This is a genomic window from Aestuariispira ectoiniformans, assembly GCF_025136295.1.
In the GTDB taxonomy this organism is placed as follows: domain Bacteria; phylum Pseudomonadota; class Alphaproteobacteria; order UBA8366; family Aestuariispiraceae; genus Aestuariispira_A; species Aestuariispira_A ectoiniformans.
Window position 1 is genome coordinate 3,938,748 of sequence record NZ_CP062788.1, and the last position, 22,920, is coordinate 3,961,667.

Here is a 22,920-nt window from a genome sequence, read left to right on the forward strand (position 1 = left end):
GCTTACCGGCCTAAAATACCGACCTAATTATCAAGAAATGGGGGCGGCCATTAACCATGGCACGCCCCTTATCTTTTTGGGGAGACGACAATGGTTACACCCGTCAGCGACGACATTATTGCCCTGGCTCATAAGCTGGCCGACACGGCGGCGCCAATCGCCCGGTCCTATTTCCGCCAACCGTTGGAGATCATCGACAAGGCCGACGAAAGCCCGGTGACGATCGCCGACCGGACGGCAGAAGCCGAAATGCGTAAAGTGATCGAAGCCACCTTTCCCGACCATGGAATCTACGGCGAAGAACATGGTCAGGTGCGCCTGGATGCCGACCATGTCTGGGTCCTGGACCCGATCGACGGCACCAAAGCCTTTATCACCGGCATGCCCGTATTCGGCACCCTGATTGCCGTCGCACAGGAAAAGAAACCTGTCCTGGGACTTATCGAACAGCCGATCACCCGGGAACGCTGGATCGGCGGCATCGGCCACCCGACCACCCTGAACGGGGAAGCCGTGAAGACGCGTGACTGTGGCGGGCTGAAAAATGCCGCGATGTATATCACCACGACCGATATGCTGGAGACCGACGAAGAGCGCGCACGCTACCAGAAACTGAAAGACACCGTGAAGATCACGCGGTTCGGCGGGGATTGTTATTCCTATGGCCTGCTGGCCGCAGGTCATGTGGACCTGGTGCTGGAATCACAGCTTCAGCCCTATGACTTCATGGCTCTGGTTCCCGTTGTCGAAGGGGCCGGCGGCATCATGAGCGACTGGCAGGGCAATCCCCTGACCCTCGATTCCGGGCCGCAAGTCCTGGCGGCCGCCACAAAAGAAATTCACGAGGAAGCATTGGCCCTGCTCAACGGGTAAAGCCTCGAAGAGAAGCAAACGGAAAGGGCCTGTTCCATACGGGCCCTTTTTTGTATCTGTCGGGAGTATTTGTCAGGAACCGAAAAACTGATCGGCAATCCTGTCGATCTCGCCGGTCGAATGCATATCCTTCAGGATTTCATCCATCTGGCGGACAAAATCCTCCTTGAAGGGATAACGTTCCGGCTGTTTGTTGGTGTAACCGATATAGGCCCAATGCCCCGCCCCTGTTGTCGCCTCTTGGATATGATGCTTGTCGGGATCATATCTGCCCGATCGTTGCAGCGCCTGTAATTCCCACTGTATGGCGCGGCGGTCATTCACGAAGCAATCGATACGACCATGCACCAGCATACGCAGCCCGGTGTTGGTATCCGTCACCTCATTCAACTGGATCAGTCCGGCATTGACGGCACCGAAAAACGCGGGCCCCGGCGTCAGAAACCCCTGGTTGTTTCCGATCCGCAGATTGTAGAAATCATCCGGCCATTTGGAACGCGGGCGCCCCATCACGCTGTCGCGGCAAAAAATGGAGACCTGCTCCAGCAACATTGGTTGCGAGTAGGGCTGCATATAGGGGCGTTGCTCCGGGAAATAATACGGTGGGAAAATCGCGAAACCGTCCCCACGCGCAACGAGGGCCAACCCCCTTTTCCAGGGCAACATGCGGATTTTTACATCGAAACCGCGCACCCGCTTGAAGGCCTCGCGGAGGATGTTCACATAAATCCCCTGGGCCTGTCCGTCGTCCTCGTAGGAATAGGGGATATAATCGTTATCGCCGATGATTTCGACGGAAATCAGTTCCGCCCTTGCCACAGAAATGGACAATACCAAGGCGGCAGCGATTGCCGACAGATATTGCAGGGGGCGCATCCAAGACATGGCTGGCTTACCTCTCCGCAGTGTTCCCCGTGTTCAGTGTAGCACATTTGCATTCACCGAAGGCCTTTCCCGTTCAACATCTTGTAAAATCAAAAATTTGCCGCTTTTTTGCGGTCTGGTAAGCGATTATAGTTTCATCAGCTAATAAGATCGCAAGGATGAGAACAGGGGTCAGGGTCATCATAAAAATCGCCATCGGGGTTGTCTTTTCCCTTACCGTCCTGCTGTCCACCGGGCAGGCCCACGAGTTGGACGGCGTGAAGGGCAGTTATGGAATCGCCATCTATGGCGACATGAAATATCCATCGGATTTCACCCATTTCGACTATGCCAATCCCGATGCACCGAAGGGCGGCAAGCTGCGCCAGGCCGTTGTTTCCGATGGTTACGACAGTTTCAATGTCGTCACCCCCAAGGGCCACCCGGCAGCCGGGATCAATCTGATCTATGAAAGCCTGATGGCGCAATCCGATGACGAACCCTTTGCCCTATACGGCTGGCTGGCGGATGACGTACACCTGGCCGACGACCGCAGTTCAATCGCCTTTCACATCCGCGACGAAGCCCGCTGGCACGACGGCAAGCCCATCACCGCCGACGACGTTATTTTCTCCTTCAACACCTTCGTTGAACACGGCGCGCCGCTTTACAAGCTGTACTACGGTGATGTGGCTGATGTTAAAAAACTGGACGATAAGACCGTCCGCTTCAACTTCAAGACCACAAAAAACAAAGAATTGCCCCTGATCCTGGGACAGTTGACCATCCTGCCCAAACACTACTGGGAAAGCCGCGATATCACGCGCACCACCCTGGAACCACCGCTGGGAAGTGGCCCCTATCGCATCAAGGATTTCGAGGGAAACCGCTATATCACCTATGAGCGGGTGAAGGACTATTGGGCCAAGGACCTGCCGGTCAACAAAGGCCGCTTCAACTTCGACATCATGCAATATGACTATTATTCGGACACATCCGTCGCCCAGGAGGCCTTCAAGGCGGGCGAGTTCGACTTCCGTTGGGAAAATACCGCCAAGGACTGGGCGCTGGCCTATGACATCCCCGCCGTGCGCGACGGGCGGATCGTCAAACAGACTTTTAAGGACAAGACGGCCCAGGTGATGCTGGGTCTGCTGTTCAACATGCGCAAGGACAAGTTCAAGGACCGGCGCGTCCGCAAGGCCCTGACCGCCATCTACGACCATAGCTGGTCCAACAAAAACCTGTTTTTCAACCAGTATTCCCATCTGCGCAGCTTTTTCGGGGACGGCGATCTTGCGGCCAAGGGCCTGCCACAGGGGCGTGAACTGGCAATATTGAACCAGTACCGCGATCAACTGCCACCGGAAGTCTTCACCCGGGAATACAACCCGCCCAGCACAAACCGGCCCAACGGCCTGCGTGACAACCTGCTCAAGGCCTCAGACCTGCTGGAAGAAGCAGGCTGGGTGATCGACCCGGACACATTGATGCGGGTGAATAAAGAAACCGGAGAGCCTTTCACAATCGAAATCCTGATGAGCAGTACCTCATTGCAACGTGTGCTGCTGCCGATCGCCCGCAACCTGAAACGGCTGGGCATCGAGGCCAAGCTGAACATTGCGGATTCCTCACAATACATCAAACGGGTACGCGACCGGGATTTCGACATGATCTGGCTGGGTTGGGCACAGTCCCTGTCACCCGGCAACGAACAGCGCGAGCAATGGGGCAGCGCCTCTGCCGACAGCCCCGCAAGCCAGAATTACACCGGCCTGAAAAATCCCGTCGTCGACGCCTTGATCGAAAAGATCATTACCGCCCCTGACCGGAAGGAACTGGAGGCACATGTCCGTGCGCTGGATCGGGTGTTGCAATGGCAATATCTGCTCGTGCCCGGTTACTATTCGATGACCGACCGGGTTCTGCGCTGGAACAAATTCGGCCTGCCCGAGGTACAGCCCTGGTCCGGTTACAGCCTGACGACCTGGTGGTACGATCCCGTGTTGGCGCGCAAACACGGCCTGGCCGGGGAGAGTTAAGCAATGCTTCCTTATATCATCAGACGCCTGTTTCTGGTCATACCGACATTGTTCCTGATCGTGCTGATCAACTTCGTGATCGTGCAACTGGCCCCGGGCGGCCCCGTGGAACAATTGATCGCGGAACTTGAGGGAACGGCAACCACGTCCGGCGCCCGTTTTGGCAGTGGCGCACAGGGGGATGTGGGCGCGCCCGCCGTGCAGAACAACAAAGGCGACGGTGAAAGCAGCAACTACCGCGGTTCACGCGGGCTGGACCCGGAATTCGTCGCCCAGATCGAAAAACAATTCGGTTTTGACAAGCCCATGTATGAGCGATTTTTCCTGATGCTGGGCAATTATCTGCGTTTCGACTTCGGGGAAAGCTATTTCCGGGACCAGAAGGTCATTGATCTAGTGATCGACAAGATGCCGGTCTCCATATCCTTGGGTGTGTGGACGACGTTGCTCACCTACCTTATTTCCATCCCGCTCGGCATTCGCAAGGCCGTGCGGGACGGCAGCAGCTTCGACGTCTGGACCAGCGGGGCGGTGATCGTGGGCAACGCCATCCCCTCCTTCCTCTTCGCAGTGCTTTTGCTGGTCCTGTTTGCCGGTGGACGTTATCTGGACTGGTTCCCCTTGCGCGGGCTGACTTCCGACAATTGGGAATTGATGTCCTGGCCCGCGCGGATCGTCGACTATTTCTGGCATATCGCCCTGCCTGTCGCCTCCATGGTAATCGGTGCATTCGCCGGGCTGACCATGCTGACCAAGAACAGCTTTCTTGACCAGATTCGCGCGCAATATGTACTGACCGCACGTGCCAAGGGGCTGACCGAACATCGTGTGCTATACGGCCATGTCTTCCGCAATGCGATGCTGATCGTGATTGCAGGCTTTCCTGCCGCCTTTATCGGCATTCTGTTCACAAGCGCCCTGCTGATCGAGGTGATCTTCTCGCTCGACGGGCTGGGTAGGCTTGGGTGGGAGGCCCTGGTCAAGCGGGACTACCCGATCATGTTCGGCACGCTTTACTTCTTTACCCTGCTGGGCCTCCTCATGGGGATCATCAACGACGTGCTTTATATGGTTATCGACCCGCGCATTGATTTTGAAGCGAGGGACCAGTGACCATGACAAGGAAGCAGCGCAAGGTTCTCGGTCTGTTGCCGGTCTCCCCCATCACCTGGCAGCGGTATTTGCGGTTCCGGGCGAACCATCGCGCCAGATGGTCTCTGTGGATTTTCCTGGCATTGTTTATCATCAGCCTGTTTGCGGAATTCATCGCCAATGACCGGCCACTTGTCGTCTATCACGGGGGCAGTCTCTATTTCCCGGCGCTCATTGCCTATCCGGAAACGGATTTCGGTGGTGAGTTCAAGACCGAGGCTGATTATACCGACCCCTATGTGATCAATCTGATTGAGGAGGACGGCTGGCTGATCCGTGCACCGATCCCCTTCCGCTATGACACATTCGTCGTCGGGCTGGATACGCCATCGCCCTCCGCGCCGACCGCGCAGAACTTGCTGGGCACGGATGATCAGGCCCGCGACGTAGTCGCAAGGTTGATCTATGGCTTTCGTATATCCGTTCTGTTCGGCCTGCTGCTGACTGTTTTCAGTTCCATCATTGGTGTCGGCGCTGGCGCGTTGCAGGGGTATTTCGGCGGATTGGTGGACCTGTTGGGACAGCGTTTCATCGAGGTATGGGGCGGGTTGCCAACGCTTTTCATCCTGATGATCCTGGCCAATATCATCACACCCAGTTTCTGGTGGCTGCTCGGCCTGTTGCTGTTGTTTAGCTGGACGGCGCTGACCGGTGTGGTCCGGGCAGAGGTTTTACGGGCGCGCAATTTTGAATATGTCCGCGCCGCACGTGCACTGGGTGTCAGCAATATGACAATCATGTTCCGCCATATCCTGCCCAACGCCATGGTCGCGACGGTCACCTTCCTGCCCTTCATCACCGCAGGATCGCTGGTCACGCTCACCTCGCTGGATTTCCTGGGCTTCGGCCTGCCACCGGGATCGCCCTCGCTGGGCGAGATGCTGCAACAGGGCCGATCCAATCTTTATGCGCCCTGGCTGACCTTCACCGCCTTCTTCGCCATTGCGATCATGTTGTCACTGCTGGTTTTCGTAGGCGAAGGCATACGTGACGCCTTTGACCCCCGCAAAGCGGTCCGTGAGGAGTAACCCGCCATGTCCGATCCACTCCTGTCCGTGAAAGACCTGTCCGTCGACTTCCATATGGCCGACGGCGATCTTACCGCAGTGGAGCATGTCTCTTTTGACCTGGCCAAGGGGGAAACCCTGGCCCTGGTCGGGGAAAGCGGCTCCGGCAAGTCAGTCACGGCCCTGTCGGTCCTGCAACTGCTGCCCTACCCCACCGCCTCCCATCCCAATGGGTCGATCAGGCTGGACGGCAAGGAAGTCGTCGGCGCACCGGTAAAGGAACTGCGCCGGATCAGAGGCAACAAGGTCTCTATGATCTTCCAGGAACCGATGACGTCCCTCAACCCGCTGCATACGGTCGAAAAACAAATCCGTGAAAGCCTGCTGATCCATAAGGGCCTGACACCACAGCAGGCACGGCCACGGGTGATCGAACTGTTGGACCTGGTAGGCATCCGCAATCCGGAAGAACGCCTGAACTCCTACCCCCATGAACTGTCCGGCGGGCAGCGTCAGCGCGTGATGATCGCCATGGCGCTGGCCAATGAGCCGGACCTCCTGATCGCGGATGAACCGACCACCGCACTGGACGTCACCATCCAGGCCCAGATTCTGAAGCTGTTGAAAGAACTACAGCAAAAATTCGGCATGGCGATCCTGTTCATCACCCATGATCTGGGCATCGTGCGGGAAATGGCGGGCCGGGTCTGCGTGATGCAACAGGGTAGAATCGTCGAACAGGGCGAGACCACCTCGGTCTTCGACAATCCGCAGGATACCTATACCAGACATCTGCTCGCCGCCCAGCCCAAGGGCCGCAAGGCGCCGGTCCCGGAGAACGCCCCGATCATCCTGAAAGGCGAGGATGTGAAGGTATGGTTCCCGATCAAGCGTGGCGTCTTCCGGCGCACGGTGGACTATATCCGTGCCGTCGACGGCATCTCTCTTACCATCCGGCAGGGGCAGACCCTGGGCGTGGTGGGGGAAAGCGGCTCCGGCAAGACGACGCTGGGCATGGCGCTTTTACGCCTGCTGTCCTCCAAAGGCGGCATTACCTTCGGCGACCGGAGTATCCAGGGCCTGGGGCAGCGCGAATTACGCCCCCTGCGTCAGGAAATGCAGGTCGTCTTCCAGGACCCCTTCGGCAGTCTCAGCCCGCGTATGTCCGTTGGTGATATCGTCGGCGAGGGCCTGCGCGTTCACCGGCCAAAACTGGACGAGTCGGAACGGGACGACCTTGTTGCCAACGCCCTGCGGGAGGTACAGCTCGACCCAGAAGCCCTGCATCGCTATCCACATGAATTCTCCGGTGGACAGCGCCAGCGTATCGCTATCGCCCGTGCGCTTATCCTTAAACCAAAATTCATTGTGCTGGACGAACCCACATCGGCGCTGGACATGTCGGTTCAGGCGGAAATCGTGGATTTGCTACGTGGACTGCAGGAAAAACACGGTCTGTCCTATCTCTTTATCAGCCATGACCTGAAAGTGGTTCGCGCCATGGCCGATGAAGTCCTGGTCATGCAGGAAGGAAAGGTCGTGGAACACGGAGCCGCCGACCAGATATTCGATGCCCCGGACAAGGCCTATACCAAAGCCCTGATGGCCGCCGCCTTCAAGCTAAAGGCCGATGAAAGCGGGGCTGTGGCAATATAGAAGATTAACGGGGCGCTTATTCTTCCGCCCCGTCGCCTGCTTCCATGATCAGGTCGGCGAATTCGGACAGATAAACCGATCCCTTGACCGTGCGCTGGATATTGACCGAGCGGCGGTCATTCTCATCCGGTTTCCGGCGGACCATGCCCAGTTCCGACAAGCGGTCCAAGGCGCGGGTGATCGCGGGTTTGGAAACGTTCAGCATATCCGCCAGGCCGCGCACCGTATGGGGTGGCTGGGTCAGGTAGACGGTGGTCAACACCGCCATCTGACGGGCAGACAGGTCCGGCGAATCCCGCCGAACGCTTTCGACGATGGCACCCTGCCACAAGGCAAGCGCCTGATTTTGTGTCAATTTCACAGTCATATCGATTTCGTTATGATTACAGCTTGACCATAGCCAAGGGTGCTAACGGGATCAAGGTGCTTATCCAAAACGATTAGCGATATAGCTATAGACCGCCCGGATTCCCTGCGCTTCACCGCCTTCCGGCCGTCCGTCGCGGGCAGAGAGGTTCCAGCTCATCAGGTCGATATGTGCCCAGTCGATATCCTCGCCAACGAACTCCTGCAGGAACAGGGCGGCTGTGATCGACCCCCCGTATGGACCACTGGAACAGTTTGAAATGTCTGCCGTTTTACTGTCGAGCAGCTTCCGGTAGGACGCGAATAACGGCATCCGCCAAAGCGGGTCCGAATCGCTGGTGGAAAACTGCAGGACTTCCCCGGCCAGTTGGTCACTGTTGGTGAACAGCGCCGGCATTTCCGTGCCAAGCGCCACTCGCGCCGCGCCGGTAAGCGTGGCAAAGTCAAAGATCACCTCCGGCTTGTCCTCGGAAGCCAGCACCAGTGCATCGGCCAGCACCAGACGGCCTTCGGCATCGGTGTTGTAGATTTCCACTGTCTTGCCATTGCGCGCCGTCAGAATATCCATCGGACGATAGGCATTGCCGGAAACAGCGTTTTCCACCGCCGAGATCAACACGCGCAGGCGCACATCCAGGCCGGTTGCCATGATCATCCGTGCCAGCCCCAGAACCTGTGCAGAGCCGCCCATGTCCTTTTTCATCATCAGCATGCCGCTGGCCGGTTTCAGGTCCAGCCCGCCGCTGTCAAAGCAGACGCCCTTGCCCACCAGGGTCACTTTCGGCGCCGTCGGCTCTCCCCAGGTCAAGTCGATCAGGCGCGGGTCCCGGCTGCTGGCGCGACCGACCGCATGGATCATCGGGAAATTCTCTTTCAGAAGGTCCTTGCCTTTGACAACCGACACTTCACCGCCGAATTCCTTTGCCAGTTCCTTGGCGGTATCGGCCAGTTCGCGCGGCCCCATGTCACTGGACGGGGTGTTGACCAGATCGCGCGTCAGATAGATGGCAGAAGCCTGCGCCTTCACAAATTCCCGGTCGGCTTCCACCGGCCAGATTAGTTCGCGCAGTCCTTCCTCGGATTTCCTGTAGCGGTCAAAACGATACTGGCCCAGCGCCCAGCCGAGCGTTGCCGCATTGGCCGCAGTCCCGTCCTTGTCTGCATCTATGCGGTAACGTCCCGCCGGAAGTTTGGCAACCACGCCCCCCCAGGACCAGATCGGTTCTGCGTCATCCACACCGACCAGCGCCGTATCGACCCCGTTTTCCCCCGGCAGCAGCAGCACGCTGCCCGCCTTCGCCTCATAGTGAGATGCCTCTACCCAGGCTTTGTATTGCTCACCATGGCGGTTCAGCCAGTCCGGCAGGCTTTTTTCACAAAGCGGGATCAGGGCAACGGTCTTTTTGGTCGCGCGGTCCACAAAACACTGCATTAGGGAACTCCCGAGAAATCTTTCGTTCTGATTGTCTGTTTACTTGTCTATCACGTCATTGGAAAGCGAACCGTCACGCAAGTTGTCCGACGGAAAGTGACGCGTCAGCAGGTCGCCGCATTGTTCAACCGCATGAACCAGTCCATCCAGGGCCTTGCCCTCCCTGACCCGGCCGGTCAGCTCATTCACCAGTTCCTGCCAATAGCCGTCCGGCACCTGGGCGTTAATGCCATGGTCGGCGATGATCTCCACATGATGTTCCAACTCGGAGACAAAAATCATGATTGCATTATTGTCCGGCGTCGCGTGAAGACCGTGATCGAAGAACAGGGTCCGGGCATTCCGGTTCGCCCGGCGATGCTTCACCGACGATGGAAGCAACAGCCCTTTTAGCGGAGACAACTGGAACAGAAGGTTCGAGACGACAAAGACACCTATCTGGGCGCCATAGACGCCAAGAAGCGACCAGTCGAGCCCCAACAGGCCGATTACCGCCGGGGCAAACAGGGCGAGCCCTGCGGACCACAATAGCGGGATATAGAGATATTCGTCCGATTCCTTGAGAACCACGGCCACAATATCGCCACTGGTTATTTCCTCTGCCTTGTCGATTGCCTCGACCAGGCTCTTTCGTTCGTTTGCACTCAACAATGCCATCTTACCATCCCCCCGACGCGCCGCCGCCACCGGAACTGCCACCACCGCCTGAGAATCCTCCGCCGCCAAAACCACCACCGCTGGAAAAGCCTCCGCCATGGTAGCGATGGCCGTGGCTAATGTATATGCCGCTTCTGCCGCCCCGGGTTACGCGGAGCACAAATAGGAAGATCATGGCAATTACGAAGAATACGAACATCAGGAAATCACTGTCGATGCCACCACCGCTCTTGCCGTCCTTGATCCATTCGGGCGGTGTTCCCGCCAGAACGTCTAACACGGCCGCTGTGCCATCTTTTATGCCCTGGGCATAGGCCTGTTTCTTGAAAGCCGGAATGATCTTGCGCTGGATGATCAACTTGGACGTGGCGTCCGTCAGCAAGCCTTCCAGGCCATAGCCGACTTCGATGCGCACCTTCCGTTCATTGGGCGCCACCAGCAACAGCACGCCGTTGTCATGTTCCTTCTGCCCAAGCTTCCAATGGCGGAACAGGCGGTTTGCATAATCCTCGATCGCATAGCCCTGCAGCGAAGGAACAGTCGCGACCACGACCTGATTGGACTTTGCCTGTTCATGGGCGCGCAGCTTTTCCGTCAGGGCGGCACGTTCACCGCCGGAAAGCAGCGCCGCATCATCCACCACACGCCCGGTCAGTTTTGGAAAATCCGGATCGGCCAGCACCTGTACTGGCACGATCGCCAGCAGCAGGACGAATACCGCAAGAGACTTGCGCAGGACCGCAGTCATCAGCCGTTCCCCATCTTGATGACGGGAGCGTTTTCAATGCCTTCCTGATCCACCGTGAAATTCTGCAGCGGCACCGCATCGGAATAGAGGATCATGGCCCAGATCCGGCCGGGGAAGGTGCGCAGTTCGGTGTTATAGGCCTGCACCGCCTGGATGTAGTCGCGACGGGCCACGGAAATCCGGTTCTCCGTGCCTTCAAGTTGTGCCTGCAACGCCAGGAAGTTTTCGCTGGCTTTCAGGTCCGGGTAGCGTTCCGACACCACCATCAGCCGCGACAGCGCCTGGGTCAGCGCCCCCTGGCTCTGCTGGAAAGCCTGGAAAGCCTGCGGATTGGTCAGGATATCCTTGGGGATATTGATCTGGGAGACCTTCGCCCGCGCCTCTGTCACCGCCGTCAGCGTTTCGCGTTCATGGGTGGCATAACCTTTGACCACCTCAACCAGGTTGGGGATCAGGTCCGCCCGGCGTTTATACTGGTTCAGGACCTGCGACCAACTGGCCTTCGCCTGTTCATCCAGAGTGGGAATCGCATTCACGCCACAGCCCGTAAGAAGCAGACTGAACCCGACGATCACCAGAAAAGACCGAAGCCAAGATTGGCGCATAATGAACCCCCAGAATGTCGTTATTGCCTTAAGCCTTGGTGAAATCTAAAGTTTCGCTGCATTCAGTCAACAGGAAAGCATCATGTCAGCCCTTCGTCTTATTATCGGCAACAAAAACTATTCCTCCTGGTCCCTGCGCCCGTGGCTCGCGTTGAAGATGGGCGGTTTCGGCTTCACCGAGGAGGTCGTCCCCCTGTTTGAGAACGGCTTTGTCGAGGCGATGGACGCCCATAGTCCGTCGCGGAAGGTCCCTGTCCTGATCCATGGCGACCTGACCGTGTGGGAATCGCTGGCGATCTGTGAGTATCTGGCGGAACTGAAGCCGGAGGCCTATTTGTGGCCGGACGACATGGAAATCCGCGCACGCGCGCGCAGCGTGGCAACCGAAATGGCCGCCGGAATGACAGGTGTGCGCAATGCCATGCCCATGAATGTGCGTCGCAGGGTGGAGAATTTTGAACCCGACGCCGCCGCCCGCAAGGATATCCGACGTATCCTGGATATCTGGGAAGACTGTCTTGCCCGCAAGCAGGGCGATGGCCCCTTCCTGTTTGGGCATTTTACCATTGCAGACGCCATGTATGCACCGGTTGTCACCCGTTTTCAGACCTATGGCATCAATGTCGACGGCACCTGCCGCCGCTATATGGATGCTGTCCTGTCTCTGGGCCCCATGCAGGAATGGGCCGAGGCCGCCGCGGACGAACCCTGGGTGATTGAACGGGTTGAGCTGTAACTGTTCTTTCAGGCACCGTTCGCACAGTCGGGCGGCGGCAGCTTTTCCAGATGCGTCAGGGTCCCCTTCGCAACCAAAGCGTCTCCCTCAAGTCTCAGCCGCGTGATGATACCGTTCTTGAGCATGTCATAGGTGCTGACGAAAATCGGCTCGCTGTCTTCAGAGGACAGAGGGAAGAAGCTGCTCACCATGTGATAGGATGCCCCGTCCAGCAATTCCGGATTGCCAATCGGGGCTTTCTCCAGTGCCGCCCCCTTGCCCAGCCATAGGTCGCTCACGCGGACAGCGTCCTGATCATCGCCGGTGAAAAGCTGATAGGTTCTGATTTTGGCCCCATCAGTCACCTGTTTAACCGTCAGATACATGGAGCGCATCGGCAGGAGAACACCCTTGGGTAAATCCTTCGCCTTGGCCGTTTCCGGCTTGGAGAAAGTGACATGCTGGCCAGAAACCTCCCCGGCCAATTCATCCATCACCTGACCATTGACCCGCTGTTCGGTACGAAAGCGCAGCCAGTCACCCTCCAGCCCTTCCTGCAGGCCGGTCAGTGTTTCCATACGCACGCTGTCCCCCGTTTCCCCATGCAGGGAGAACTCCATGCGCGAGAACATGGCCCAGTCCTTACAGCGCCGCTCCGTCCGGATAATCAGGTCGCCGCCGGTGGACCCGACGATCCCGGGCATGCGGACCTTCTCAAGGTCCAGTTGATACCGGGCGACATGCGAGACAAGCTCCTGCGCCGATGCCGCACCGGACAGCAGACATGCCAGCAGGGCTACGAAGAATGCGGTCCGCCCGCGCCGCAGACTGCCAGTCGTCGTTTCCATCATCTGTCTCTCCCGATGCCGTATCCGGTCATCAGCCTAGCCGTCACTGCCCCAGCAAGTGAAGGGTTATTTTTCGATGATGCGGATGATGGCGATGTTCAAACAGGTAAAGCCCCTGCCAGGTTCCCAGCCCCAGCCGCCCGCCGGTCACCGGAATATTCACCGATACATCCGTCAGTGCGGTCCTGATATGGGCAGGCATATCATCCGGCCCTTCGGCCCGATGCCTGTACCAGGGTTCATTTTCACTCACCAATCGGCGGAAGAATTCCAGCATATCCCGCTGAACATCCGGGTCGGCATTCTCCTGGATCGTCAGAGAACAACTGGTATGGCGGCAAAAGACCGTCAGCAGACCGGTATCGACACCCTGCCGGGAAACCCAGGTATCGACATCACGGGTGACTTCATAAAGCCCCTGCCCTTGAGTAGAGACCGAAATTTCTGTTTGTGCTTGCTGCATCCTGTCTCTTTCCCACCGTGACGCCGACAGGGTTCTAGAGGGCTGCTTCCGCAGTCGGCGTCACCGTTTTGCTGTCGGGTGAATTATAGCTGACCCGGTCGAAGGGAAAAGTCACACGCGCCGTGGTTCCCTTGTTCGGCTCACTCTCCAGCACCAGATCACCGCCATGCAATTGCATGAAACGCTGTACCAGACTGAGGCCCAGGCCGGTCCCTTCCACCTTGCGCGACAGGGAACTATCCGCCTGGCCGAAAGGCTGCAGGACACGGTTGATATCTTCCGGGGCAATGCCGATGCCGGTGTCGCTGACATCTATTTCAAGGCCGCCCTCTCCGGTGCGGGCGACGGAAACGGTAATCTGTCCGCCCTCATGGGTGAATTTCACCGCATTGGACAGCAGGTTGAGCATAACTTGCTTGAACACCCGCCGGTCCGCACGAAGCAACAGGCCGGCCTCCTGTTCCACCAGGGAAACCGCCAATCCGTTGCGCACGGCTTTCTCGCGTATCAGCCTCAGGCAGCGGGACAATTCATCCCGGCAGGGGAATACTTCGTCATCCAGAAGATATTCCCCCGATTCCACCTTGGACATGTCCAGAATATCGTTCAGGATTTCGAGAAGATGCCGCGCACTGGTATTAATGTCGTCGATATATTCCTGGTACTGCTGCTGTTCGATCGGGCCGAAAAGCTGGTTTTGCAGGATTTCCGAAAAACCGATGACAGCGTTCAGCGGCGTCCGCAGTTCGTGGCTCATATTCGCCAGGAATTCCGACTTAGCCCTGTTGGCGATTTCGGCCGATTCCTTGGCAAGGCGCAGCGCCTCGTGGGCACGGTAGTTTTCCGTCAGGTCCGTTCCGATCGCACCGATGCCGATAATCTCGCCATCACTTCCCCGCACCGGGAATTTCTGCAGCAACACGATCTTGTCGCGCCCATCGGACTGCGGGACCGAGACCTCCCGCTCAACGAGGCGGCCTTCCTCGATCACAAGGTTGTCCTGCTCCACGAGGATCTTCGCAAGACTGCCTGGCAGCAAATCGGTCAGCACCCTTCCGACCACATTTGCACCTTCGGGATTATAGGTTTTATGCCAGCTTGAGTTGGCCAGGACACAACGGCCCTGGCAGTCCTTGAAAACAATGGTCAAAGGAGTGTGTTCGATGAAGGATTGAAGCTGGCGGTTACTGGCCTGACGGGCGTCCTCCAATTCTTTCAGCTCCGTGATGTCCTGCAGGCTTCCTTCGATCCGGCCAACCTGCCCCGCTGTCCCTTCGACAAAAACGCCATGTTCTTCCACATGACGCGTTTCCCCGTCAGCCCGGCGAATACGATAGCGGGTTTCATAGGACAGTTTGTTGATCGCAGCGTTTTCACGGGTTGCAACCAGATGGTCGCGGTCTTCCGGATGCACATAGCCCTGGAATCCGGAACCCGTCCTGAGCGCCTCGTCCAGTTCCAGCCCCAGCAAACGGGCGACGCCCTCGCTGTAAAGTTCCTTGTCGTAACCGGGTTCGCAACTCCAATAGCCGACGCGGGCCAGCTCCCTGACCCTGTCAAAGCGGTGCTGGACCTCTTCACGGTCGCATGGGCGCGACTGCGGAGTAAGGCTCCGCCCCGCGCGGCGCAGCAACGCATAGGCGGCTCCGCCCGCCAGCAAAGCGCCTGCGGCAAATGCAGTCGTACCAATCCAGACGATGTCGAGTTCCTGCACGATACGGTTCCCCCACCCCCGTGAAGTCTAGGCCAACCTAGAATATTTCATCACGGTCGCTCACCAGATTGGTGAGGACCGAAAGGTTGCGGCGCAATCTTTGACGGCCGACCAGCTTACGCTGTGCCGGGACCGGCAAGTCTGTGAAATTCAGAATATTCTTGGAAATCAAAACGTCGATCAGATCCTCGACGATACGAGCCATTTCCAGGTCGGAACGCGACAATTCGTCCAGCATGACCGACGGCGACGCATGTTTAAGATAGGCGACCACGTCCGGATGATCCGGCGAAAGATTATCCTGCCCCGGTTCTGTCGGGCGATCACTGATCCCGACAACTTTGCCATCCGTGTCACGTGTTACATAGGGCATCGCCAATTTCCCTTGCGATTATCAGCCGCGATGGTCTGATCCGTCACACCGATCCATCGCTACCGTTGAACTAGATGGCATAAATTCGCCAAGGGGAAAACCTGGATTCGTCTAAAATACCATATGAGTAACAGCGTCTGCCGTTCAGGCCGCAGCGATCCAATAAAAAAAGGGGCCGGAAAATACCGGCCCCTCTTTCAAGTATTGTCCGATCGCGGCGATCAGTGCAGTCGCTCGGCCAGATCTTCGATAGCGCCATCGACCATGACATCGCCGTCCTTGCCGGAAAGTTTTTCCGTCAAAACCGACTGCGATGCCTCAATAGCCAGATCAACAGCCTTGCCACGCACTTCGTGCAGGGCTGCCGCCTCGGCCTGGCCGATACGATCCAATGCCTGCTGTTCACGGCGAGCAAGCGTTTCTTCGAGGCGTTTGGCGGCCTCTTCACGCATATGCTCAACGTCAAGCTTGGACTGGCTTACGATATCTTCCGCGGTCTTCAGGGCTTCATCCTGCTTACGGCGATATTCCGCCAGCATAGCCACCGCTTCTTCCTTCAGGCGTTCCGCTTCGTCCAGTTCGGATTTGATGCGGTTGATACGACCCTGAAGGCCATCCTTAATGGAAACGCGACCTTTCCACCAAACCAGGAAAACAACAACGACCATCGCCACTGAGATCCAGGTATAGGTATCGGTCAAAAGTCCGCCATGGTGTTCAACGGCCATGGGTTATCTCCCCTTACGCGTTAAATGCGGTGATTACTTAGCGACACTGTCCAGCGCGGCATCGACGGCCTTGCGGTCCGCACTGCCTGCCAGACGTTCTACCGTCGCTTCAGCGATTTCACCGGCCATTTCGCGAACATGGGAGAGCGCCTTTTCACGCGCTTCCGCAATCCGCTGGTCGGCTTCGTCAAGTTTCGCCGCGATGTCGGCATTGGCCTTTTCGATCCGCTTGGCCTGCTCTTCAGCCATATCGTCCGAAGCCTTACGCAGGATGTCCTGCGCTTCGGCACGGGCCTTCGCCAATGCCGCTTCGTAGTCGGCCAGAACAGCTTCCGCTTCGGCCTTGGCTTCTTCCGCACGCTTCAAGTCCGCGCCAATGCGCTCTTCACGCATTTCCATGACTTCGGTAATGCGCGGCAGGACGAATTTCCACATGATGAGGAAAAGCGTCGTGAATACAACCACAAGCCAGAAAATCTGGCTCGGGAAGTGGGTTGGGTCAAACTGGGGCATCCTGAAACCTCACCGTCCTGTTTGCGGCCGAAACAGCATTAGCACCGTCCGGCTCTCAGGAATTGCACGACAGTCGGTTATCCCGGTCGTCATGCAAACGACAGGGAGGGCCAGTTAAAACCGGGCCCTCCCCGCCGTGAATTCTCGAACGCTTAAAAGATTAAGCGAACAGGGCCATCAGAGCCACGATCAGGGCGAACAGGGCAATAGCCTCGGTCACGGCGAAGCCGATCCAGATGTTCGCACCGATTTCAGCTTTGGAAGCCGGGTTGCGGGACAGGGCGGTGATGTAGGACGCCCAAACGTTACCCACACCAACACCGGCACCAATCATGCCGATAGCAGCCAGGCCAGCGCCGATCAGTTTTGCAGCATCTGCTTCCATGGAATTAATCCTTTCCTCGATAAAACTAGTTAAGACCTTGAAATTCTAAAACTCTTAGACCGACATCCGCCTTAGTGCAGGTGGATTGCATCATGCAGGTAGATGCAGGTCAGGATGGTAAAGACATATGCCTGGATCACAGCGACCAGGAATTCCAGCATCGTCAACGCGACCAGACCGGCCAGCGGCAGGACACCGGCGATCCCCAAGGCGATAACGAAGCCTGCAATCACCTTCAGGATCACGTGACCAACCGTCATATTCGCAAACAGACGAACGGACAGGCTGATCGGACGCGAAAGATAGGAGACCAATTCGATCGGGATCAAAATGAACGCTGTCCACCAGGGCGCCCCATGGGGGAAGAACAGGGACAGGAATTTGAAACCGTGACGAACGATACCGATTACCGTGACCCCGACAAAAATCACCAGCGCCATCGAGAACGTCACGATCAGGTGGCTGGTAAAGGTGAAGGCGTGCGGGATCAGGCCCAGAAGGTTGCCGAACAGGACGAACATGAACAGCGTGAAGACGAAGGGGAAATACTTCCGGCCTTCATTGCCCACGTTGTCGCGTACCATGTTGGCAACAACTTCATACAAGGATTCGACCATTGACTGCCAGTAGCCGGGAACCAGCGAGCGACGGCGAATGCCAAGGCTCAGGAAACCGATGCAGAAAACGGCGGTGATGACCATCCACAGGGAAGAGTTTGTGAAGGCTACGTCGTATTGGCCGATCATGATGCTGTCACTAATCGGCTTAATCTCGAACTGCTCTAGCGGACCGGCCACGGTCAACCCCCTTCAAATTTAACCGGCGGGGTACCGCCGGCATGTCTCACCAATAACAAAATCAAGCTGCCTTAACGCTGCGCATCCTTTTCGGACCGCGCCGCTTCGGCGTCCTGTTTCGCGCGCTTGGCCTGCGCATCCAGCTGGTTGGCGGTGCGAACAACATTCATCACCCCTGCCGCAGACCCGAGGATGAAGAAAATGATCAACATCCAAGGTTGCGTTTCCAGCCAGCGGTCGAGAACCACCCCCATCCCAACGCCGACACCGACACCCGCCACCAGATCAACGGCTATGCGAATGCCCACCCCAACACCCGACACTCCACCCTTCGAAACAGGGTCGGAGGCCGGTTTGGGCTGTCGTCGCTGCTGCACAGCCTTAAGCCGTGCATCCAGGTCTTGCAGTGATGGTGGTTGTTTATGTTCTTCCATCGAACCTGCTGCCCACGCGAAACGCGGCAAAAATACTGACCACCCCTATCGAAGTCAAGGTACAAAGAGATTACAAAAATTCTGCAAAAATCGCAGAATTCCGGGGTTTCATAGATATTGCCGGAATCTTGACTATTTTCTGTGCCGGTTAATTACCACGAATTGGCACAGGATTGCCTCATTGTCGCCCGACATTTTTGTCCAAAAACGCATACTGGGGAATCAGCCACAAACACAATCCAAAGTGCCCCATGATCACACCGCATCGCGCATGGCGGCAGCCTGACGCAGGTCGACAGAGACAAGCTGGCTGACACCGCGTTCCGCCATTGTAACGCCAAACAGCCGGTCCACGCGCGCCATTGTCATCCGGTGGTGGGTCACGACCAGGAAGCGGGTGGTCCCTGCCGCCGCCATTTCCTCCAGCATCATGCAGAATCGGTCGACGTTCGAATCGTCAAGCGGCGCATCCACCTCATCAAGCACGCAGATCGGGGCCGGGTTTGTCAGGAAGACAGCAAACAAAAGGGACAGGGCCGTCAGCGCCTGCTCCCCACCGGAGAGAAGCGACATTACCTGCATCCGTTTGCCCGGCGGAGACGCCATAATTTCCAGTCCTGCCTGCAACGGGTCTTCCGCCTCCGTCAGCTTCAACTTTGCTTCACCGCCACCGAAGAGCTTCACAAAAAGCTCCTGGAAATGGTTGTTCACCTCTTCAAAGGCGGCAAGCAGGCGGCCCCTGCCTTCGCGGTTCAACGCAGCAATGCCCTGACGCAGGCGTGCAATCGCCGCCAGCAGGTCATCGCGTTCGGTATGCATGGAAGTAATCTTGTCGGACAGTTCCGCCGCTTCCTGTTCGGCGCGCAGGTTGACCGCCCCCATATTGTCCCGCTCGCGGGTCAGGCGGTCCACCTTGACCTCCACCTCGGCCTTGGGCGGCAGTTCCTCGCCTTCCTCGATTCCGGCAACGCGCAGAACATCTTTGGGATAACAATCCAGTTTTTCCTGGATTCGTTCTGCAACGTTATTGGCATTCTGCTGCGCCTGTTCGACCTCCGCCTGTCGGCGCACCCGCATCTCGCGGGCCTCCGCCAGCGCATGTTCGGCATCCTTCAGCGCCCGGTCCACATCCATCTGGAAGCGCTCCGCCTCCGACAGTTTGTCCGCCACCGCGTTGCGTTTCGCCTCTGCCTCGGTAATTGCATCCAGAAGCCCAAGGCGCTGTTCGGCAATTTCCTCCGGTCGGCTTTCCAGCAATTCCTTTTGTTCCGCCGCCGATTCCGCACGCATGGACAAATCCTCCATGCGTTCCCCCGCACCTGCAGCCCGCTCCTGCCAGGAAGCTTCCTCAACCTCGATGGCTGACAGCCGGGACCGGCGGCTTTCCGATTCGCGCTGCAGCCGGTCGAAGGCACTGCGCTTTTCGACCTGCACCGTCCGCAATTCGGCCAGCACCGCGCGCAGTTGATTGACCCGGTCCCAGGCCTGCTGCGGGTCTTCCAAACCGTCCAGGGCTTCCTGCGCCATAACGAGCTGCGCCTGCGTTTCCTCTATCTCCTGGGCGGTGCGCTCCGCATTTTCCTCGACGCTTGCCACGCGCGATTGTGCGGCGGCGGCCCGGCTGGACAGGGAGGAATGGGCCTGGCGGGCTTCATTGACCTTGGCATAGGCCTGCTGCTGGGCCTCACGCCGTTGACGGGTTGCCTCATTGGCGCGTTGAGCCGCCTCCACCGTATCGGCAAAGGCCGTCTGCGCCGATTCGGTCAGGGCTTCCGCCTGAAGGCGGGCCTCCTCCAGTAGGGTCTCCCCTTCGACCTTTGCCGTTTCCACCTGCTCTTCGGCCGCCTCGCGGATTCCCGCCAACTGGCTTTCCGCCTCAACGATCTGATCGCGAAGCTCCACAAGACGGTTCATCTGCTCCAGTCGCTTGGCCGCTGCTGTCGGCGCGCCTTCGGCCACCGTAAAGCCATCCCAGCGCCACAACCCGCCATCCCGACTGACCAGACGTTGTCCCGGCCCAAGACTACCCTGCAACCGCCTGCCGGTTTCAGCATCCGCCACGACGCCGATCTGCGCCAGGCGCCGGTTGAGCGCGGACGGCGCGGTCACGAATTTGACCAGAGGTTCCGCCTCTTTCGGCATGCCCATCATCCCGGAGAGCGGCGGCAACCCGGCCCAATGCACCGGCTCCGTCTCATTGACGGATGCGTCCAGATCCTCGCCCAGTGCCGCGCCAAGGGCCTTTTCATACCCCGGCTCCACCTGCAGTGAATCCGTCACCGGGTCCTTGAGTTCCGCCTGCGCGCCCTCCACCAGTTTGGTGAGCGCCTTTTCCTCTGCCGTCAGGGTCGCCAGCGCCGATTCAGCCTGCTGTACCTGCTCACGGGCGGCCTTTTCCGCATGTTGCAACCGCTCGCGCGCCTGCGCGTCGGCGGTATCAGTCAACTGCCGGGCCTGCTGTTCGGCCTGTTGCAACTGATCGCGGGCAGCGCGTTCCGCCTGATCGGAAGCCGCCTGGCTTTCTTCCGCCGCCTCCAATGTGGCACGCGCCTCCTCCAGGATTTCCTCCGCCTCTGCAACGGCCTCCGCGGCCAGTTCCAGTTCCGCCACGACTTCCATCTCGGCGGTAAGGCTTTCACGCTCTGCCGCCAGTTCTTCCGCCCGAAGTTTGAGACGCTCGATACGTGCCTCTGCCTGATTGATCTGCCCTGTCAGGGAATTGCGCTGGGCATCCAGTCCGGCAACCGATTCGGTCAGTTGCTGAAGCTCTGTTTCCTTTTCGGCAACCTCTTCGGTTGCGATTTCCACCGCCTCCTGCAATTCGGCAACCAGGTCCGACTGGTTTTCATCCGTCCCGGCCAGTTCCTCGCGTTCGGCCAACAGCCGCTCCAGTGCCGCCCGGGCATCCTGGGACAGGGATTGCTCACGATCCAGATCGGCCGCGATCTGCCGCAAACGGTTTTCCAACTCCAGCTTGGTTTGCTGAATGCGGCTTTCTTCGTTGGTCAATTCCCGTTCGGCCAGTTGCAGCCGCTGCAGTTCCGCCGAAGCCGCCGCTTCCGCCTTACGCAATTCCGGCAGGGCTTCCGACGCCCGGGTCTGGGCCGCGGCCCCGCTGGCGGTAAGTTGGGTGCGGTCGGTCACGACCTCTTCGATTTCGCCGAGACGCTGCCCCGCCTCTTCCAGTGCGACCCGGCTTTCCTCCCAGCGCAGATGCAGCAGAATCCCCTCAAAGCGTCTGATCTGTTCGGACAACTTGCGATAGCGGTTTGCCTGACGGGCCTGGCGCTGCAACCCCTGGTTCTGGGTTTCCAGTGCGCCAATCACATCTTCCAGTCGTTCCAGATTGCTTTCCGCCGCTTTCAGGCGCAGTTCCGCCTCATGCCGCCGGGAATGCAAACCGCGAATCCCGGCCGCCTCTTCCAGAAGGGTACGTCTTTCTGAAGGTTTGGCGCCGATCAGCGCGCCAATGCGTCCCTGGCTGACGATTGCGGTTGAATTCGCGCCACTGGCCAGATCCGCAAATAAAAGCTGTACGTCGCGTGCGCGCACATCCCGGCCATTGATCCGGTAGCTTGACCCCTGCCCGCGTTCGATACGCCGGGTAATCTCCAACTCGTCCGCGTCATTGAACGCGATCGGACCTGTGCGGCCCGAGTTGTCGAGAACAACGGAAACCTCCGCCAGGTTCCGGGCCGGACGATTGGACGAGCCACCAAAGATGACGTCGTCCATATCCTTGCCGCGCATACGCTTGGCCGAGGTTTCCCCCATGACCCAGCGCAGGCTTTCAATTACATTGGACTTTCCGCAGCCATTCGGTCCGACAACGCCCGTGAGTCCGGGTTCGATCAGCATTTCTGTCTGATCTGCAAAAGACTTGAACCCGGAAACTCTTAGCTTCTTAAAGTGCACGGACGCTCCGCTGACAATGGCTCCTTACGGGAGGAATTTATCAATCGTGGATTCGAACTCTTCGAGGTCGACATCACCCTCGATCTTTTCCTCACCATCGGCGCCTTTGATGATGAAAGTCGGAGTGGCGCTTACTTCATATTTCTGCGCCCCTTCCATACGGCTCTTGATGATGTCATCCATGATCTTGCCTTCAGACAGGCAGGCCTTGAACTTGTCTTCGCTGACGCCACCCATCTTGCCCAGACGGGTCAGACCTTCGATCGGATTTTCGGAAATCCATTTTTCACGGTTACGGAAAAGCGCATCGAGGAATTTGAAATAGCGATCCGGCGGCGAGCAACGCGCCAGAAGTGCCGCAGCGGCGGCAGCCTGGTCCCAGGGGAAGTCCCGATAGACCAGCTTCACCTTGCCGGTGTCGATATATTTCTTCTTGATTTCCGGCAGCTTGTCTTTGTGGAAATCGGCGCAATGCGGGCAGGTCAGGGACGAGAATTCAATCATCGTGACCGGCGCATTGGGATCACCCAGCACCCGCTCCTGGATCGCCTCATCAAGATTCACCTCGGCGGCGTTGGCGGTAACGGCCCAGAATGTCAGGCCCACAACAATCAGCGACAAAATTCGGCGCAT

The 22,920-nt window shown here is 58.1% G+C and carries 23 protein-coding genes; 6 read left to right on the top strand and 17 right to left on the bottom strand.

What is annotated here, in order from left to right; translation table 11 throughout:
• The first annotated feature begins 90 nt into the window (after window positions 1–90).
• On the top strand, window positions 91–873 hold the full coding sequence (hisN, locus tag IF205_RS18545) for a histidinol-phosphatase (protein ID WP_259780842.1): 783 nt from the start codon (window positions 91–93) through the stop codon (window positions 871–873).
• A gap of 72 nt (window positions 874–945) precedes the next feature.
• Here the strand turns inward: hisN and IF205_RS18550 are convergent, their stop codons facing one another.
• On the bottom strand, window positions 946–1,758 hold the full coding sequence (locus IF205_RS18550; protein ID WP_259780843.1) for a substrate-binding periplasmic protein: 813 nt from the start codon (window positions 1,756–1,758) through the stop codon (window positions 946–948).
• 158 nt (window positions 1,759–1,916) lie between these two features.
• Between IF205_RS18550 and IF205_RS18555 the strand changes: the two genes are divergently transcribed.
• The 4 genes from IF205_RS18555 to IF205_RS18570 are packed head-to-tail and all read left to right on the top strand — an operon-like array spanning window position 1,917 to window position 7,594.
• Window positions 1,917–3,779 carry an extracellular solute-binding protein gene (locus IF205_RS18555; protein ID WP_259780844.1) on the top strand — a complete coding sequence of 621 codons (1,863 nt, stop codon included), beginning with the start codon at window positions 1,917–1,919 and terminating at the stop codon, window positions 3,777–3,779.
• A gap of 3 nt (window positions 3,780–3,782) precedes the next feature.
• Window positions 3,783–4,892, top strand: coding sequence for a microcin C ABC transporter permease YejB (locus tag IF205_RS18560; protein WP_259780845.1), 1,110 nt, complete (start codon window positions 3,783–3,785; stop codon window positions 4,890–4,892).
• A gap of 2 nt (window positions 4,893–4,894) precedes the next feature.
• Window positions 4,895–5,959, top strand: coding sequence for an ABC transporter permease (locus IF205_RS18565; RefSeq protein ID WP_259780846.1), 1,065 nt, complete (start codon window positions 4,895–4,897; stop codon window positions 5,957–5,959).
• A gap of 6 nt (window positions 5,960–5,965) precedes the next feature.
• Window positions 5,966–7,594, top strand: coding sequence for an ABC transporter ATP-binding protein (locus IF205_RS18570; protein ID WP_259780847.1), 1,629 nt, complete (start codon window positions 5,966–5,968; stop codon window positions 7,592–7,594).
• A 16-nt stretch (window positions 7,595–7,610) separates the two neighbouring features.
• On the opposite strand, the gene IF205_RS18575 is transcribed toward IF205_RS18570, so the two are convergent.
• Genes IF205_RS18575 through IF205_RS18595 form a run of 5 tightly spaced genes read right to left on the bottom strand, consistent with a single transcriptional unit; the run spans window position 7,611 to window position 11,402 of the window.
• Window positions 7,611–7,961: a MarR family transcriptional regulator gene (locus IF205_RS18575; protein ID WP_259780848.1), complete on the bottom strand. Its 351-nt coding sequence runs from the start codon at window positions 7,959–7,961 to the stop codon at window positions 7,611–7,613.
• Between the two features lie 60 nt (window positions 7,962–8,021).
• Complete coding sequence (locus IF205_RS18580) at window positions 8,022–9,392, bottom strand: leucyl aminopeptidase family protein (protein WP_259780849.1); 1,371 nt, start codon at window positions 9,390–9,392, stop codon at window positions 8,022–8,024.
• A 39-nt stretch (window positions 9,393–9,431) separates the two neighbouring features.
• Window positions 9,432–10,049: a TPM domain-containing protein gene (locus IF205_RS18585; protein WP_259780850.1), complete on the bottom strand. Its 618-nt coding sequence runs from the start codon at window positions 10,047–10,049 to the stop codon at window positions 9,432–9,434.
• A gap of 1 nt (window position 10,050) precedes the next feature.
• The gene (locus tag IF205_RS18590) at window positions 10,051–10,797 is read right to left on the bottom strand and encodes a TPM domain-containing protein (RefSeq protein WP_259780851.1); all 747 of its coding nucleotides are present in this window, start codon (window positions 10,795–10,797) and stop codon (window positions 10,051–10,053) included.
• Complete coding sequence (locus tag IF205_RS18595; RefSeq protein WP_259780852.1) at window positions 10,797–11,402, bottom strand: LemA family protein; 606 nt, start codon at window positions 11,400–11,402, stop codon at window positions 10,797–10,799. The genes IF205_RS18590 and IF205_RS18595 overlap by 1 nt, the downstream gene beginning before the upstream one ends.
• A gap of 82 nt (window positions 11,403–11,484) precedes the next feature.
• On the opposite strand from IF205_RS18595, the gene IF205_RS18600 reads away from it, so the two are divergent.
• Window positions 11,485–12,138, top strand: coding sequence for a glutathione S-transferase family protein (locus IF205_RS18600; protein WP_259780853.1), 654 nt, complete (start codon window positions 11,485–11,487; stop codon window positions 12,136–12,138).
• 8 nt (window positions 12,139–12,146) lie between these two features.
• Here IF205_RS18600 and IF205_RS18605 read toward each other — a convergent pair whose 3' ends face one another.
• The 11 genes from IF205_RS18605 to IF205_RS18655 form a co-directional block, all read right to left on the bottom strand.
• Complete coding sequence (locus IF205_RS18605; protein WP_259780854.1) at window positions 12,147–12,968, bottom strand: EipB family protein; 822 nt, start codon at window positions 12,966–12,968, stop codon at window positions 12,147–12,149.
• A gap of 40 nt (window positions 12,969–13,008) precedes the next feature.
• The gene (locus IF205_RS18610; protein WP_259780855.1) at window positions 13,009–13,428 is read right to left on the bottom strand and encodes a secondary thiamine-phosphate synthase enzyme YjbQ; all 420 of its coding nucleotides are present in this window, start codon (window positions 13,426–13,428) and stop codon (window positions 13,009–13,011) included.
• A gap of 34 nt (window positions 13,429–13,462) precedes the next feature.
• The gene (locus IF205_RS18615; protein ID WP_259780856.1) at window positions 13,463–15,142 is read right to left on the bottom strand and encodes a PAS domain-containing sensor histidine kinase; all 1,680 of its coding nucleotides are present in this window, start codon (window positions 15,140–15,142) and stop codon (window positions 13,463–13,465) included.
• A gap of 37 nt (window positions 15,143–15,179) precedes the next feature.
• Window positions 15,180–15,515, bottom strand: a complete 336-nt coding sequence (locus IF205_RS18620) for a hypothetical protein (protein ID WP_259780857.1) — start codon at window positions 15,513–15,515, stop codon at window positions 15,180–15,182.
• 221 nt (window positions 15,516–15,736) lie between these two features.
• The gene (locus tag IF205_RS18625; protein WP_259780858.1) at window positions 15,737–16,243 is read right to left on the bottom strand and encodes a F0F1 ATP synthase subunit B family protein; all 507 of its coding nucleotides are present in this window, start codon (window positions 16,241–16,243) and stop codon (window positions 15,737–15,739) included.
• 33 nt (window positions 16,244–16,276) lie between these two features.
• Window positions 16,277–16,756, bottom strand: coding sequence for a F0F1 ATP synthase subunit B family protein (locus IF205_RS18630; RefSeq protein ID WP_259780859.1), 480 nt, complete (start codon window positions 16,754–16,756; stop codon window positions 16,277–16,279).
• A gap of 160 nt (window positions 16,757–16,916) precedes the next feature.
• Window positions 16,917–17,141 (bottom strand): ATP synthase subunit C family protein, encoded by a 225-nt coding sequence (locus IF205_RS18635; RefSeq protein WP_259780860.1) that lies wholly within the window; start codon window positions 17,139–17,141, stop codon window positions 16,917–16,919.
• Between the two features lie 71 nt (window positions 17,142–17,212).
• Window positions 17,213–17,938 carry a F0F1 ATP synthase subunit A gene (locus IF205_RS18640; RefSeq protein ID WP_259780861.1) on the bottom strand — a complete coding sequence of 242 codons (726 nt, stop codon included), beginning with the start codon at window positions 17,936–17,938 and terminating at the stop codon, window positions 17,213–17,215.
• Window positions 17,939–18,009: 71 nt separating this feature from the next.
• Complete coding sequence (locus IF205_RS18645) at window positions 18,010–18,372, bottom strand: AtpZ/AtpI family protein (protein WP_259780862.1); 363 nt, start codon at window positions 18,370–18,372, stop codon at window positions 18,010–18,012.
• A 255-nt stretch (window positions 18,373–18,627) separates the two neighbouring features.
• Window positions 18,628–22,287, bottom strand: coding sequence for an AAA family ATPase (locus IF205_RS18650; RefSeq protein WP_259780863.1), 3,660 nt, complete (start codon window positions 22,285–22,287; stop codon window positions 18,628–18,630).
• A gap of 24 nt (window positions 22,288–22,311) precedes the next feature.
• On the bottom strand, window positions 22,312–22,920 hold the full coding sequence (locus IF205_RS18655) for a DsbA family protein (protein WP_259780864.1): 609 nt from the start codon (window positions 22,918–22,920) through the stop codon (window positions 22,312–22,314).